The organism is Hahella sp. CCB-MM4 (genome assembly GCF_002260525.1).
Lineage (GTDB): Bacteria > Pseudomonadota > Gammaproteobacteria > Pseudomonadales > Oleiphilaceae > Hahella.
Genome location: NZ_MRYI01000002.1, coordinates 244,163 through 259,068 on the forward strand (window position 1 = coordinate 244,163; position 14,906 = coordinate 259,068).

General features: G+C 48.6%; 13 protein-coding genes and 1 tRNA gene. 8 read left to right on the forward strand and 6 right to left on the reverse strand.

All coding sequences use genetic code 11. The features are described from left to right. Positions 1 to 173: 173 nt before the first annotated feature. Positions 174 to 1,670 (reverse strand): glycosyltransferase family 2 protein, encoded by a 1,497-nt coding sequence (locus BTA51_RS04675; RefSeq protein WP_094706259.1) that lies wholly within the window; start codon positions 1,668 to 1,670, stop codon positions 174 to 176. 37 nt (positions 1,671 to 1,707) lie between these two features. After that, positions 1,708 to 3,018: a nucleotide sugar dehydrogenase gene (locus tag BTA51_RS04680; RefSeq protein ID WP_094706260.1), complete on the reverse strand. Its 1,311-nt coding sequence runs from the start codon at positions 3,016 to 3,018 to the stop codon at positions 1,708 to 1,710. Positions 3,019 to 3,741: 723 nt separating this feature from the next. Here BTA51_RS04680 and BTA51_RS04685 point away from each other — a divergent pair. Beyond that, a tRNA-Arg gene (locus BTA51_RS04685) sits at positions 3,742 to 3,818 on the forward strand. Positions 3,819 to 4,138: 320 nt separating this feature from the next. Here BTA51_RS04685 and BTA51_RS04690 read toward each other — a convergent pair. From BTA51_RS04690 to BTA51_RS30620, 4 genes are all read right to left on the reverse strand, one after another. Continuing rightward, positions 4,139 to 4,834, reverse strand: coding sequence for a GEVED domain-containing protein (locus BTA51_RS04690; protein WP_094706717.1), 696 nt, complete (start codon positions 4,832 to 4,834; stop codon positions 4,139 to 4,141). 459 nt (positions 4,835 to 5,293) lie between these two features. After that, on the reverse strand, positions 5,294 to 5,599 hold the full coding sequence (locus BTA51_RS04695; protein WP_094706261.1) for an NIPSNAP family protein: 306 nt from the start codon (positions 5,597 to 5,599) through the stop codon (positions 5,294 to 5,296). A gap of 172 nt (positions 5,600 to 5,771) precedes the next feature. Continuing rightward, complete coding sequence (locus tag BTA51_RS04700; protein WP_094706262.1) at positions 5,772 to 6,188, reverse strand: CesT family type III secretion system chaperone; 417 nt, start codon at positions 6,186 to 6,188, stop codon at positions 5,772 to 5,774. A 47-nt stretch (positions 6,189 to 6,235) separates the two neighbouring features. Next, a complete protein-coding gene (locus tag BTA51_RS30620; protein WP_094706263.1) occupies positions 6,236 to 8,986 on the reverse strand; it encodes a LuxR C-terminal-related transcriptional regulator in 2,751 nt (916 codons plus the stop codon). 448 nt (positions 8,987 to 9,434) lie between these two features. Here BTA51_RS30620 and BTA51_RS04710 point away from each other — a divergent pair, with 448 nt between their 5' ends. The 7 genes from BTA51_RS04710 to BTA51_RS04740 all read left to right on the forward strand — a co-directional run bounded on the left by BTA51_RS04710 (position 9,435) and on the right by BTA51_RS04740 (position 14,903). Then, complete coding sequence (locus BTA51_RS04710; RefSeq protein ID WP_094706264.1) at positions 9,435 to 9,998, forward strand: hypothetical protein; 564 nt, start codon at positions 9,435 to 9,437, stop codon at positions 9,996 to 9,998. Positions 9,999 to 10,095: 97 nt separating this feature from the next. Continuing rightward, positions 10,096 to 10,404 (forward strand): hypothetical protein, encoded by a 309-nt coding sequence (locus BTA51_RS04715; protein WP_094706265.1) that lies wholly within the window; start codon positions 10,096 to 10,098, stop codon positions 10,402 to 10,404. A 19-nt stretch (positions 10,405 to 10,423) separates the two neighbouring features. After that, positions 10,424 to 10,924 (forward strand): SycD/LcrH family type III secretion system chaperone, encoded by a 501-nt coding sequence (locus tag BTA51_RS04720; RefSeq protein ID WP_094706266.1) that lies wholly within the window; start codon positions 10,424 to 10,426, stop codon positions 10,922 to 10,924. After that, a complete protein-coding gene (sctE, locus tag BTA51_RS04725; protein WP_094706267.1) occupies positions 10,921 to 12,024 on the forward strand; it encodes a type III secretion system translocon subunit SctE in 1,104 nt (367 codons plus the stop codon). Before BTA51_RS04720 ends, sctE begins: the two co-directional genes overlap by 4 nt. Positions 12,025 to 12,078: 54 nt before the next feature. After that, entirely contained in the window at positions 12,079 to 13,068 is a 990-nt protein-coding gene (locus BTA51_RS04730) for a hypothetical protein (RefSeq protein ID WP_094706268.1), read from the forward strand. Between the two features lie 293 nt (positions 13,069 to 13,361). Continuing rightward, positions 13,362 to 14,486, forward strand: coding sequence for a type III secretion system gatekeeper subunit SctW (gene sctW, locus BTA51_RS04735; RefSeq protein WP_094706269.1), 1,125 nt, complete (start codon positions 13,362 to 13,364; stop codon positions 14,484 to 14,486). Positions 14,487 to 14,525: 39 nt separating this feature from the next. Continuing rightward, a complete protein-coding gene (locus tag BTA51_RS04740) occupies positions 14,526 to 14,903 on the forward strand; it encodes a YopN chaperone SycN-like protein (RefSeq protein WP_094706270.1) in 378 nt (125 codons plus the stop codon). The last annotated feature ends 3 nt before the right edge of the window (positions 14,904 to 14,906 follow it).

Genomic DNA, 14,906 nt, shown 5'->3' on the forward strand with positions numbered 1-14,906 from the left:
CTTCCTATAATTTGGTTATTCATTTCCGGGAACATCCATACCATCATCCGGCCATGTTCCCTAAATAGCCTCATACTCCCAATACGAGTCATATTGAGCTGTTCTTTTAATGATTTGTTCTTTTTATGATTGCTGTACCGAACGTCTCGCGAATACCTGGTTAAAACCGACTTTCAAACCAACGCAAAAACTATGGCCAGAAATATGCTGACTGAAGAGAAAGTCATCATTCTTGAAGACCACTGATTAAACCAGCCATGAAATGACCCCGAGTCCTTTCGAAGTTTGGTGTTTTGACGCGTCCAACTTTGCTTGTCCAACCGGAACACCACATAGATTTTCATGATCGAGCCGAAAATCTGGTTGTAATACAGAATCAGAGGATACAACGGTCCCACACTGTGTCCGGACGCCAGCAACAAGAATGTCAGCACCGTCCGGGTCAATCCGATCCACAACAGATAAACCAGCAGATAAGTAATCGAAAATTTGACAGCTGCCACAAATGCCGCGGTCAAACCCAGGATACTGGTCCACATGGAGATGCGCTGATCCCAGACCACATAGTAGGCAAACAATCCCAGCTTCGAGGCTCCCAATTTGGCGGCCCGACTGTTCTGCCTCAGGTTGTTCCCATACCAACGAAACATCAGCTTACGACTGGCGCGAACAAAGTTCTTATCGGGCGGATGTTCCACTGTATTGATAACAGCATCAGGTACATACCAGGTGTCATACCCCATCCGCATCAAGCTGTACCAACTGGACTTGTCGTCACCGGTCAGGAACTTAAATGTACCCAAACGCCAGTGGTTCAACTGGTCGTGCTCCACATCCTCAATAAATAAGGGAGAGGTCACCACCGAAGCCCGAAATACCGACATTCTGCCTGTGAGCGTAAGCACACGATTGGACAACGCCATGGAACACATGTTGATGTGGCGTTGGGCAAACCGCAGCTTGTGCCACTCGGACATAACATAGCCACCCTGTACTTCACAGAACTCGTTAGTCGTCAGGGCTCCCATATTTGGAAACAGCTTGAAGTACGGTGCCGATGTGGTTACGACTCCCGGAGCAAGCACGGTGTCGCCATCAACCACTGCCACAATAGCGTTGTCATCCGGCAAATCACGGGAGATTGCCCTGAAACCATAAGCCAGACCATCACGCTTTCCGGTTCCCGGAATGCGTACAAACTTAAGCTTCACCTGTTCCGGCGGGGAGTTCTTTTGCCATAGGGAGCGGATCAGCATTTCATCTGATACTTCCACAATGGAACATACCACCGTTGTCGGCCACCCGGTCCGGATCGCCTCCTTGATCACAGAATCATAGACCATCGCCGTTGTCCGGCTATCGATCCTGAAACTGGTCACCATAAGGTAAACGTGGGACGGAATAACTGTGTCACCAAGGCGTGCTGCTTTTCGCCGGTAGTAGGGATACACAAGATAAAGAAAAATCATCCCGCGCACGAAGTGAGTCAGACCGACTCCATAACGCCAGATCCCCACAGCTCCGATCAGCAGCAGAAAGTGTTTCGACTCAGGAACGAATACCTCTTCAGGCACCAGAAGGGCAAGCCCTCCCAGTGCACTAAGGTACAACAGCCAGCCAGAGGCATTCCTCAGTCCTCTGAGAAACGTCGAGTGCGCAGCGTGCTGCATTGAACAACCTCGTCAGCTATCTGATTAGATGAATGCCTTACCAGCAAATACCTTCAAGATTGTCCACAGTCTTGGTCTTCATGAATCCGACCAGATCTAGAACTTTCTTGTCTGCCGGCATGTTCATGAGAGCCTTTTCGAAGATCTCATCGGAGTTACCGATGATCACGACTTCGGCTTTTTCAAGAGCAGCGTTCAGATCAGAAGTTAACAAAGAAGACACATGAGGAATATGGCTGTTGATATATTCTTTGTTCGCACCGTGAACACGAGCGTATTCAACGTTACGGTCAAAGATCTGCAAACCATAACCCTTACCAATCAACATCTCAGCAAGATCTACCAGAGGACTTTCACGCAGGTCATCTGTACCGGCCTTAAAGCTCAGACCAAGCATCAGAATGTTGCGCTTGCCATAGGAGTGGAGAAGGTCAAATGCCTTGGCTACCTGATAGGCATTGCTATCCATGATCGAAGCCAGCAAAGGATGACGAACATCCATTTGCGATGCACGATAGGTTAGCGCACGCACGTCTTTTGGCAGACAGGAACCACCAAACGCAAACCCCGGACGCATGTAGTATTTCGAGATATTCAGCTTGCTGTCACGGCAGACAACATCCATAACATCACGACCATCAACACCCAGGGATTTGGCGATATTGCCGATCTCGTTGGCAAAGGTCACCTTGGTAGCGTGCCATACGTTACAGGTATATTTGATCATCTCAGCCACTTCCACAGGCTTACGGATGATCGGAGCCGGCAAGTCCTTGTACAGTTCCTGCAACAGGTCACCGGATTCCTTGTCATACTCACCAAGAACCGTCATTGGAGGATAGTCATAATCCTGAATGGCGGTACTTTCGCGCAGGAATTCAGGGTTGGTCGCCAGACCAAAGTCCTTCCCGGCCTCTTTTTGTGCGCAGTCTTCCAGAATTGGAATAACGGTATTCTTAACCGTTCCTGGAAGCACAGTACTACGCACCACAATAGTGTGACGCTCTTCCTTACCACGCAGGGCTCTTCCGATATCCCGGCACACAGATTCCACGTAGCGTAAATCCAGATCCCCATTGCGTCTGCTGGGGGTGCCCACACAGATCATGGAAATTTCACTGTTCTGAATGGCGTCCTGAACATCTGTCGTGCCACGCACGAGCTTGTCAGCAACACCTTTAGCAAGAAGTTCTTCCAGACCTGGTTCTACAATGGGGGATTTACCGCTATTGATCAGTGCAACTTTTTCTTCAGAAACGTCAACACCAATCACCTGATGACCTCGGGCTGCCATAGAGGCGGCGCAGACCGCACCGACGTAACCTAACCCGAAAATGCTGATACGCATAACAATCTCTCCATGAATTTATAAACAAACACACCGAAGCCGATCGATATCGACTCCGAATTGAGAACCCCTGCGGGATTCAAAACTCCCGTTTGATCCGTTTCAGCAAGCTTTATGCCACCAAACACATCAAAACTTACATAAAACTACATTTGGTAACATTGTTATCGTTATAAAACACAGCAATACGATCTGATTTCAGTGCTGTTGAATTGCCGAAAATTCTATCCAACTCGACTTCAACATAGCAAGAAATTGTTAAAAATTTATTATATTTTAACAACTTACAAATTATCACATTAAAAGGACTATGCCCTATATAGAACCTCGAATGCACCATAAATAGGCGCTCAAAGAGAACAAAACTTAGTGTTTTGTTTTGTAAGACTATGTAATATTACTAAACCGGACTAGTCCTTCCGGTTACAAAATATATACAGGACTAGCCCAAATGTTTCCGAAATAAATCCCAAAAACAGGCTGTTAATGACTAAATTGCGCTCACCTTTAGCGCAACCGAAAGCACCCTCTTGTTACCAAGCAAGATAAGTTGATTAAAAAGTTCATTTTGGAGATCGCTTTGGACTAGCCAAAACCCTAATGAATGATTAGACTATGCGGCCTGTATTTTTACGCGCCCGTAGCTCAGTTGGGCGTAGGCGGAATGCAACGCATTCCTGGTTGGAAGACTCCAGAATTTAAGATACAGAAACCTTTCTACACGCGCCCGTAGCTCAGCTGGATAGAGCGCTGCCCTCCGGAGGCAGAGGTCAGAGGTTCGAATCCTCTCGGGCGCGCCATTTCGTTTCACTTCATTCTGCGGTTCGGATTTCCGGCCTTATGAGCACAGCTCTTCAGGCGTTACACCTAAAATTGCGCTGTAATTCCACTCTCGCTTTACTCTGTAAATTCAAAGCAGAGAATCCCCTCTGGAAGCGGCTGATTGCGCTTTTAGAATATTCTTGGCGTCTAGAGGTTGAAGTCTTGAAAACCCATGATTTGGGCTGGGAGAGACGAAGCAGCTTATAGAAGTGACGCCAGGATGAAGCGGCTGGAGAGGGAATCCGGACCTAAGGGCAGATACCTCTTACCCTCAAGTCCGAATCAAGATAATAAGCAATTACTTATTTCTAGAGCGGCTTCTGGCAACCAGACCTATCAGGCCCATACCCAGTATTGCCAGTGATGCTGGCTCAGGCACTGCACGCACAGTGATTTTCCACTCTTCGGTTTCGCCCTGATAGTAATGACCGGTAGGAGTCATCAGGTTTTCATAGTTATCGGTATACTCAGAGGTCCACTGATCACCCCAGAGGCCACCGTACATATTGGTAATGGAGTGAGTACAGGTCACGATAGCACGCAACCAGAAGTCACCGATGTGGTCGTCGGTCAGAGTGTATTCGTCCGAATAGTAAGCGAAGTCAGGGACAGCAGGAGTCTGCCATGATCCCAGTACGGGCTCATAATCAGTCAGTTTGTGTTCACCGTAAGCCACTTCATCGCTTACATCGAAAACACCATTCTGGTCCCAGTCAATCCAACCTTTAAGAAGGTCAGCATAGTGATTACCCACGTTCTGCTTGTGAACGCTGAATTTGAATTGAACGGTTTGGCCCACGGTCAGATCATCACGGCCCCAAGTGGTACCGTTGTCCGTGCTCCATGAAACGCCAAACGGGTCGCCATTAGGAGCGTCCGCAAGTTCCTGCCATGCGGTAGTGTCGTGGGTAGCGCTTCCATAGGTCAGCGGGATAGCTTGAGCGCAGGCTGCGCCAAGTACGAGTGGAAGGCTGGCAATAAATGCGAATTTCATAAGTCCTCTAAACTGCAGTAGGTCTATTCCAATAAGCGCGAATGCTATTAATAAAGCGTCCTGCTCAATCCCTGCGCAAATAAGCAAATACCAGGCCAATTTATATGCTATTGATTTATAAGAAATCTGTTCAAACTTTGTTCTGGATATGTAAAAAAAACAGACTATTTTGATTGAGCGATCACTGAAAACGATACAGTTTGAGCTGCTGATGATTCGGTCACGTGCCCCGGAAATCAGCAATCATTTCCGGGGAAAAGCAGTGAACCTTTCTCACTGCTTCCTCCATGCAACCCTCTATTCACAGGGGACTATGACCTTCGATTCAATATTTCACCCGGTAAACCCAGAGAACTTCAAACCAGAATTCCGCAGACTCCGACATCCACATCACACACTTGCCAGCGCGTACGATTCAGGAATGTTTTAACGTGGGATTTACCAGAATAAGTGGTGACGTTACTCAAATACCGGCATAAAGAAACTGCGCTCATAGCTCACAATACATCGAGTCTCCTCTGCGTACTTGAATGCCGCCAGACAATCCGGATCATTGAAAGAATCTTTTCTGTACTGCTCATATGCCGCAAGGCTTGGAAAGGTGAATAATGCCAGAGCAATGTCATTTGCACCTTCAGAGGGAAGAAAGTAACCGTGATGCTGCCCTCCAAACTTATTAACCAGAGGAATCCATAGCTTGGCATAATGCTCAAACTCTTTTGACTTATAGGGGTCAATCACGTATCTCAAATAACATGTAACCATTCGGTACTCCTGGCTAGCTTGTATGTGGTGATAGTTTTTACGAACATAGATTCACGCACTTTGCAGAATGCCATTATGCCGGGGCCAGGCTCCATAATTAACTGATATACATATTAAAGCAGTTAATAAATCGGCACCCGACACATCCATGTCAACTCCACACAATGAAGGCCTATCGTTTTGTGATGCTTGAATAACCTGAGAGCAGGCTATTAATAGTGTCCACTTGGTTCGCCAGCATCTCCATGGATTCCTCGAAACTCTGTAGCTGACAATCATCGACCTGAAGTCTTTGATATAAGGTGAGCCCTCCTTTCTCATTCAACGACAAGACACAACCGGAACTGAAGCTATCCAGTAAAGCTTGTTGCATCACATGCTTGTATACCTGATCCCTTTCCTCGGACAGTTCGGACACAACCCCCAGCTCCACTTGAAGGTAAATAGAAGAAGCATTGCAAAAGCAACGAACCTCGATGTGATCGACAAAAAGCACATAATGCAGGTTGGCATCCGGCTGGATCATGGCCACCCGGTGGCGCAGGCAGAAGTTATAGAGCAGGCTTTCAAAGTGGGCATATTTGTACACGTTTAACTCCTTGTATAACTATTTCAGAATGGCAGATGAGCTTTATCTCAGGCGGTGGCTCCGAGGTACTTATTAATGGCTGCTACCCGATTGCTGGCGCCAAGCTTTCTATAGATATTGTGGACATGTATTTTTACCGTCCCCAATGAGCGACATAGGGTGTCGGCAATCTCCGGGTTGGACATTCCCGTCACCAACAAATCCAGAACCTGCTTTTCCCGTTTGCTTAAGGAAGACAGGGTTGGAAGTTCATCATCTACAGGCGCAGATTCACCACTGAGACGCTCAAGCAGTTTCGTAACGTAGGCAGGATATCGTCCATGACTCTGCGCTTGAGCCAGCAATGTTCGAACCTCAGGAACACCTGTCATGAATGAGGAGATACTTCCCATCATCCGTCCGACGCCCAATGCATCATGGAAGACATTCAGCGCTTTCTCCTCCCGCCCAATGCGTTTCAAGGCAACGGACTCGGCAATCAGCGAGCGCAACAGAAATAGATCAGCCCCGCATTCAACCGCCCAATCTTTGACCTGGATAGCACAAGTCATGGCCTCCCGGGGTTTATCCATCGCCATATAGACATCAGATCTGGTCAACCATTCATGCATAGAGGTCACGCTGGCGGTGCCGAGCTTCCCTCCAAACACATCCAATTGATGGAGCGCTTCTTCCTTTCTGCCTTTTGCCAGCAGCCATTCAGCTCTGAGCCCTGCCACGGAGAAAAAATTCCTACGAACAATCTTCGGCATCTCCTGCGCCAATAGGTCAGCCTCATCAATTGCTAATTCCGCTTTACGAAAACTCTCCCGGCTGATATCAATGCGCGCCTGAATCAACAACAGATTGAATCGGAGATCCATTGGTATGGAGGCCTCATAGGAGAACAGGGCTTCCCGCAGATAATGCAAAGCGTGATCATGCTCCCCGTTTTCAAGACAACCATAGGCCATGGCCCCATTCATCCAGCCAGCATTGCCTCCGTCACCAGTGATGCCGGATATTCTTTCTTTCACTGAACGACAGAAAGTGTGCCATTGTTCGAAATCCCCACTGATATAGTGTGTCCATCCGAGTGCGGCCACTGACTGGTAAAACGCTGCCTGCTGGGATAGCAAGGCTTGCTCAACCACCCGCGTCAGAGTGATTTTCGCTTCACTGAACTGATTTCGGTACAGTGAGTCGAGCCCCTGACAAAGAACCGTGTGTAAACACCCGCTCTCACCGCTATTCCCACTCTCACCACTATCCGCACTACTCCTACCATCACCACTACTCTCTATGTCTTGTGTACTTTGGGCCGGACTGATCAACTCATGAAAATAAGCCGATTGAAGGTTCTTACTCAGCATCCTGACTTCCTTCAGCAGCTGATGTTGCGAAGCAACAGAATACAAATCATCCGGATGGTCAATCGGATTGCAGGCTATCAATATCTCATCTGCCCGCTCCAAAAAGCCCAGGGCTTTGGCAGGCAAACATTCAAAGTGAGCTTTCCAGGCTTGTAACATCAGTAATAGGGGGCGCTGTCGACTAATGTGATCCGGAATCAGCTCAAACCATTCTGTGATTTCTGCCCACCTTCCAGAGCAAGCGAGTATTTGATACTGCTTTTCAATCATATGGACAGCTGATTGCCAATAGCTGCTCTCAACACACAATGTAATGGCTTCATACAACTTGTTGTTGGCAAGAAACCACCGAAAAGCCTTCGTAAAGGTCATTATTCCCATGTGGGTTTTCCGCCACTCCCGGTGTTGCTTCAGATAGTCCCGAATCGGCCGCAGAATGCGATAGTCGCCCTGAGACTCCGGTATTTTGGCGACGATGCCATAAAAGCCAACAAGCTCCTGAAAGTCTTGATGAGATCCTTCGGGGCAAAAACATTGAGTCACCGAGATCCGATTGAATCGATGAATCTGGGACAAACTCATCAGCATTTCCATATGCTCAGGACTGAGCGGCTGTATCAGTTGATCTTCAATGTATTCCCCGAACTCAGGATAATCCGCAAGCTGCTCAAAGCCGGCGGTACCCGGACCTTGCTTCAACCACCGGGCCACCATTCCACAGAAGAAAACCGGCCATCCTTCTGTCTGACGCCATAGGGAGGCCAATCGGGTGCTCTGCCCGGCTGGACTGGAAGTGGTATACCATCCGTAGGCCCCCTTTTCCTCAAGCGCCTGTATAAACTGTTGACCTTCCTCCAAGGTGAAAGCCAAATCGTTCGAGCATAATTGTTCTATTCTGTCGCAGGGAAGCAGAGCAAATAAGTCTGATGGAAGGCGGGTTCTGGAGAGCATATAGAGACTGATATCAGCAGGAAGAAACCGGAGAACGCGGGCCAGGGAATCGATAACGTCCAGGTTATCCAGAAGTTGAAGGTCATCGATGACCAGCATAACGGGTTCTTCGACCTTACCGACCGCCTCTTCGATCTCATTCACGGTCTGGCTGATCCAGCTGTCACTACCGACCTCATCATTATGACAGGCCATCAGATCCTTATGGGTAGGTGTCTGGTAGCCCTGCTCCGCAAATGCCATGAGAACTCCGCACCAAAACCTGTATGGATCGTTGTCATCGGACTCCATTGTGATCCAGACAACTTTCGAGCGTTGCCGTTGGCTCCACTCCCTCATCAGGGTCGTCTTGCCATATCCCGCCGGTGCAATAATGCTGTGGAGTTGTGACCTGCTACCGACATCGAGAAGTCGATGCAGCCGTTCCCGTGAAACCACTACCGGGGAGGCTAACGGTGCAGAAAACTTCCCCTTGAAATACAGCCCTTTTTCCATTTTCGTCGTCCTGTTTTGTTCTGGTTATTATCAGCTTTGTGTATATCGAGCTGAGGCCACCTACACCTCGCAGGTCTGCATCTGAACTGGATACTTGCTCCAACACACCATCCCTTTGAACATCCTTTTGTTGCCGGCGGTTTAAGCGTCCCACAGGTAGTCCTCACGCGATGTACGACACCAGATTCAAAAAAGTTACATGTAATGGGAATTTTCATGACACCGTTCACATTCGTTGATTTTTTCATCAATCGCTCAAACTCATATCGAATCCTCGAAGCGGCCGAAAAATAAGCCGGTGGATATATGTCCACTGCCCCCTCCTTCCAAAATACTGAACTTACGAGCCGCAGTAGTCTCGATCACGGTTCGTTATTCATCTTCACTGTGGCGGGCTCATCACTAACGAAGTGGCTCGCCGTTACTTATTGGATAAGGGGAAAACTCCATGGACCAAATAGGCACAATCACTTCACTGGGCAGTGATAAATTCCTGGTAAACGATACCGTCATGAGCATTGACGAACTCATCATGCTTCTTGAGCTTGAGCGGGTTGATAGTCTGGAACAGCAGTTGGCAGATGAGCTGCAAAGCATGGCAGAACTGAACGATCTTCTGAAAGAAGCCAATAAGATGCTTTCCATCGCCCGAACTGAAAAAGGCAAGCTGGAAGGCAAAGGCCATAGCGATATGCCTCCTGAAATGATCGATTTCTTTGAAGATCATGATGTCCAACAGGGCCTCAGTAAATACGACAAAGAGCACAAAGGAGTGGCACACGGCAATAAATATCTCGACGATGAGGGCTACGATTTTTGTCAGAACAGCGACGAGTGGGAAACCAGCATCGAAAACCTGAAGGCTTTTATCGACGGCTTAAATAGTCGAAGTCAGGTCCAAATGCTTCGCATCAGTTCACTCATCAAAAAACGCGATGAGTCCCTCACCATGCCTTCCAACACCAACAACAGTCTCCACCAGACCAACCAGGGAATTCTCAACAAGATTTAGCAATGAATTCTCTCACCCGGAACGGGCATGCAGAACTCTCGCAGAAGCTGAGAGTTCTGCATAAAAGTCTTCATAGCGATGCCCTCAGGAGGCATTTATGGCAACCGATACAGAATCACTCTCTTATCAACTGATGGAGGAAATGGAAAAACTGCAGGCGTCAGTCTCAGCGTCATTCCTGAAGACCAACACCTTGCTCGAAAGATATGGATTAAGCCGGGAGTTACTGGGTCCGCTGATCAGTAAATACAGACCCCAACTACCGGACTCAGTCCTGGCAAAGCTGGAAAAGCGGGATAGAGAGTGGCGGGACGAGCTGGAACAGGAGCTCAATGGGAACAGCAACCAGCAGTTTACCAGCCCTCGAAACAGACTGCTTCGCATCAAATTACTGGAACACATTTAAGCAAAACGAGGATATGTCAATGAACCAGAACTCGCAGGATCATCAACAGACCTGTTCAGCTGATGAGATGATTGCCTTGATTCTCGAACAGGGAGGTACTCTGGCCCTGGCCAAAGGTCTCACTCAAGAGGAAATCGAGGCGATCTATACCATCGCCTATAACCTCTACCAACAACGCAAGTTTGAGCAGGCTGAGCAAGTCTTCACATTTCTCTGCCTCTACAGCCACCTTGATGTTCGCTTCTGGGTTGGCCTGGCAGCCAATAGGGAGGCCCTTGGCAAATTTGCGACCGCTATTGAGGCCTACTCCTATTCTGCCCTGCTCCAGCACGACAATCCCATACCACCATTACAGGCAGCCAAGTGTTATATGGCTCTTAATAATCTGGAACAGGCCCGGAATGGTTTGAATGCGGCAATTCACTGGTCACAGGATAAGCCCCAGCACCAGGCCATATTGGGCAAAGCACAATTGCTGCTTAAAAAAATTAACGACCTTGATAAGAGGACGAAGATATGAGCACTATAGGAACTTTTGAAACCGATATAGGAACTTTCGAAACCGACTCGCTGGCTTCTTCATTAGTCGAGCTTCTGCAATCCCAAATACCGACTTCACAATCGTCACGCGCTCAGGACAATTTCGTCTGGGAAGGTTATGTCGAAGGAAGTCAGAATACTGAGAACTCGACTCTGGTGTCACTTTCCTCTCCCAAACCCGGCACGGACCTGCTTTTGTCGTTACAAACGATTCAACTGAAGCTTGATGAACAAGGCATCACCCGTGGCAAAGAGGATGTACTGCAACTAGCCCAAAACAATAAGGAACGACACAAGGAAGTCATGGAAGCCATTCAAAAAGCCATCGCTGAGATGGAGAGAGCCCAGAAGTCCGGCAAAATTGCCAAGGCCTTCGGCTGGATTGCCGCTGCAGCCACATTAGTCGCAGGAGCATTGCTTATGGCCACCCCCGGCGGAGCAGTTGCCGGAGCCATTATGATCGGGCTCGCGGTGGACCAGACAGTTGGCATGATAACCGGTAAAAGCGGGTTATCGGAACTCACCGCGAAGATCGCCGAAGGACTGCAGAAAGCGGGCATGAAAGAACCGGGTAACACCATCTTTGCCACTGTACTGGTGGCAGCCATCCTGATCGTAGCAACCGCCGGGGCCGGGTATATGGGCACGGCTTCCTCCTCTGCCAGTAAAGCATCCACGGTTGCTTCGACTTCAGGTAAAGCAGCCTCTTCTGCTTCGTCCACGGCCGGCGAAGCGGCTGCAGTAGCGTCTACGGCGGGTAAAACAGGAACAGCAGTCATCCAGTGGCAGATGGTTCTCCACCAGGCCAGAAACATTTCTGTTTTTGTTGGGGGCGCAGCAGAGTTTGGGGGCGCCGGAGCCAGCATAGACAGCGCAGTACACGTGCAGGAAGCTGAATTTTCCAGGGCCGACGAAGCAAGGGTCCGCAAGGTCATCAGCCAGAATAAAGCCTATATCGAGAACACCATTGATCACATCAAGAATTTGACCCAAAACAGTGAGAGCACCATGGGTCAGATGATCGATCAGGTTAACCAGCAAGAGCAGACCAACCAAAAGCTAAATCGGGACATGGCCTGACAGATGTAGCTTCAACTGCAATGATCAATCCTTTTCTTTTAGAGGTCAGAAATTATGGATTCAACTAATCGAATAACAGACCCAACCACACAACGGACCGGCAATTCAGACAACTTTGAAGACTTTAGTCTGACAAACCGCTTCCGGGAACAGGAAAATATCCCACTGATATCCCGCTCTAACGAGTCCGGCACAGAGCAAGACAGCACAAGTGATGTGACCATTCTGCCACCTCCCTCTATTCAGGGGGATGATTTCGATGCCGGCAATCTCAGGTCTAAACTGGAGGGACCTTACGGTGGCTTTGATATCTTCAACATTTTTGCAGTCGTCCACGAGATATTAGCCGAAATGCGTCGCCAGGCCAGTGAGTCTAAACAAGACGCTTACCTTGCACAATGGACCGCATTCGAAGCAAAGGCTGAAAAAATCGTTAGCGCAGCAAAAAAGGATTTTACTGCGGCTATGGTGAATGGTGGCATGTCCATGGCGGGTGGAATCTGCGGTATGCGCGCCGGATATTCCGCCTCTAAGCAGACCCGAAATGCCATGAAACTGGATACGGACGTTCCCAAGGCGCCGCAAATCGGATTGGATGATGTATCTCCAACCAGGCCCACGACTGACCTATCCCCGGACTTGGCCGTACTTGGACCGAATGCGCAAGTCAAGAACGGTGATTCCAGCAATCCGCCCCCTGCCAGCAATAAGGACACTGGAGCAGATACTCCCTCTAGAGAAAGTGTCCAGTTCAAACAACAGGCCATGATCACACAGGCACAAAACACCACCAATACGGGTATGGCTTTGGGCCAGTTCTTCACTGGAATGGGCAGCATTATTTCCTCAATACCAACCTATTTTGCAGAGTTGGACCGGGCAGCCAAAGAGCGGGATGAGGCCGATGCGACAAAAGCGCAAGCCGATGTTGAAAGTGAAGCGGATTTTGTGAGATCGGCCGCAGAAGGTGAAAAGGCCATCAGGGATTCCATGGAGCAGTTCATCACTTCAAGATCCCAGATCAATATTAAGCTCATGGCTTAAACTCATCTCTAATCTCATATCTAACCTCCTCCATTTCCCCACAGAGATCCTTCAATGCCTACTTGAAGTGGGGCTTCGATGCCGGCAGGGATGCCGGCTTTCTTTTGTTTAGAGAATCTAGTGTTTAGAGAAACTAGTGTTTGGACAACCTAGTGTTTGAACAAGATAAGGTTTGGACCCGCAGAGCTTATTTGTACCTACTGATTAGATTTATATCTACCGGTCTATTTGCATCAACGTCTCAGAAATTAACACTAGACCCAAGTGAAACAACCATCGATACAGGTCCATTCATGTCGAATATTCCCGTAGGAATAACATCGCAGCCCGGCAGAAGCTTCGCCGCTGAAGACGCTCAGGCCCAGCCCGCCGGACAATGGCGGGGAGAAAGTGTGGCACTGGCGGGTTCTGATAAATCTCTATTTGCCTCTGCTGCAGAAGAGATGTCTTTCCTGCGTTCGGAAAAGAAGGAAGTCGACCTGAGTAAACGGAAAATAGGAGAACGTTCACCTTTGCGGGCAGAAGCGCTGGAACGAGCCCTCGCCTACCTGGAAAAAGCAGCAGATCTCGATAAGGACAAGCAACTCAACCCCTTCGTCAAACAACTACTCGATCAGCCAATATCCTCAAGCACACACCTTCGGCAACTATTGCAGCGGCAATTTGAAGATGTCTCACAGCAGTACATGGCCCTCGCCTACGTACGGGACCAGCTTAGACGCAAGCTAAAACAGCGTAAATCTGAATCCATCGAACAACTCCTGGCCATGGTCGATACCGCTCTGGATGAACTGATGGATGAGAGCGGGGTGGCGATTCAGGCTGGAATGAATGTAACCGGAATCGCGGCGAGCTATGCCGATAGACAGCTGGGAACGCTAAACAACTTGCGCCGTCTCTACCGTGATGCGGTATTAGACTACGGTAGCCTTACTGGAACGTTTCAAAAGATCCTGGCCCAGTATGGAGAGGAGCACTTTTCTGATTCTCTCACCTACCTGATTTCGGCACTGGGTGCAGATCTGGCTGCAGAAGGTCCGTCGCTCCCCAAAGAAAGGCTGGAAATGATCATCGAGGATCTCTACAAGCTGCATTCCCTGGAAAGCCTGAATGACGAATGCTCTGAGTTTCTCTCGCAGCTGCAGCGGATTTACCAGTCATACAGCATTCCCGGAAGGCTGAAGCTGATGGAACAACTACTGGGGCTTCTTGAAAAGAAATGGCTCAGTACAGACCAAACAAGCAAAGTCATCGAAGCATTAAATATTCCCGGAGATATGGCGATTTATTTCTGGCGGGGATTTAAGGAATTGATTCGTCTGATTCCGCTGAAGGTCTACAAAGACCCCTTCGAGCGGGAAAAACTGATTTCCGCAGTCCAGGAGTGCCTGGATCTCTGTATCGAAAATGAAGAGTAATTATCTCAAAACAGACAATATCAACAAGGGAGTTCAATCATGATACAGGCGCCAGCCATCGGCCACACCCTCAACGAGTTTCTATATCAGATTGGCTTTACAGATTTTACCTGGCATGGCGCACCTTTGACGCTGTCATTTGAGCATTCAGGTTCCCTTCATATGGAAATGACTGATCGGGGCCTGTTAATAGCACAGTTAAGAGAAATCAACGAGTACGACTCCGCAAATATCATCGCAAAAGCATTACGCCTGGTGCATTACGACAAGCCATTACCATTGGTCGTTCAGACAGGAATAAAGAGCCACAACCAGCTTGCCTTCATCACTACCCTATCCCCTCAACAGCTCAGCATTCCCGGGTTGACCGAAGCGGTAGGATTGCTGGAATACCTGCATCATAAAGTAACTCAATAGGTG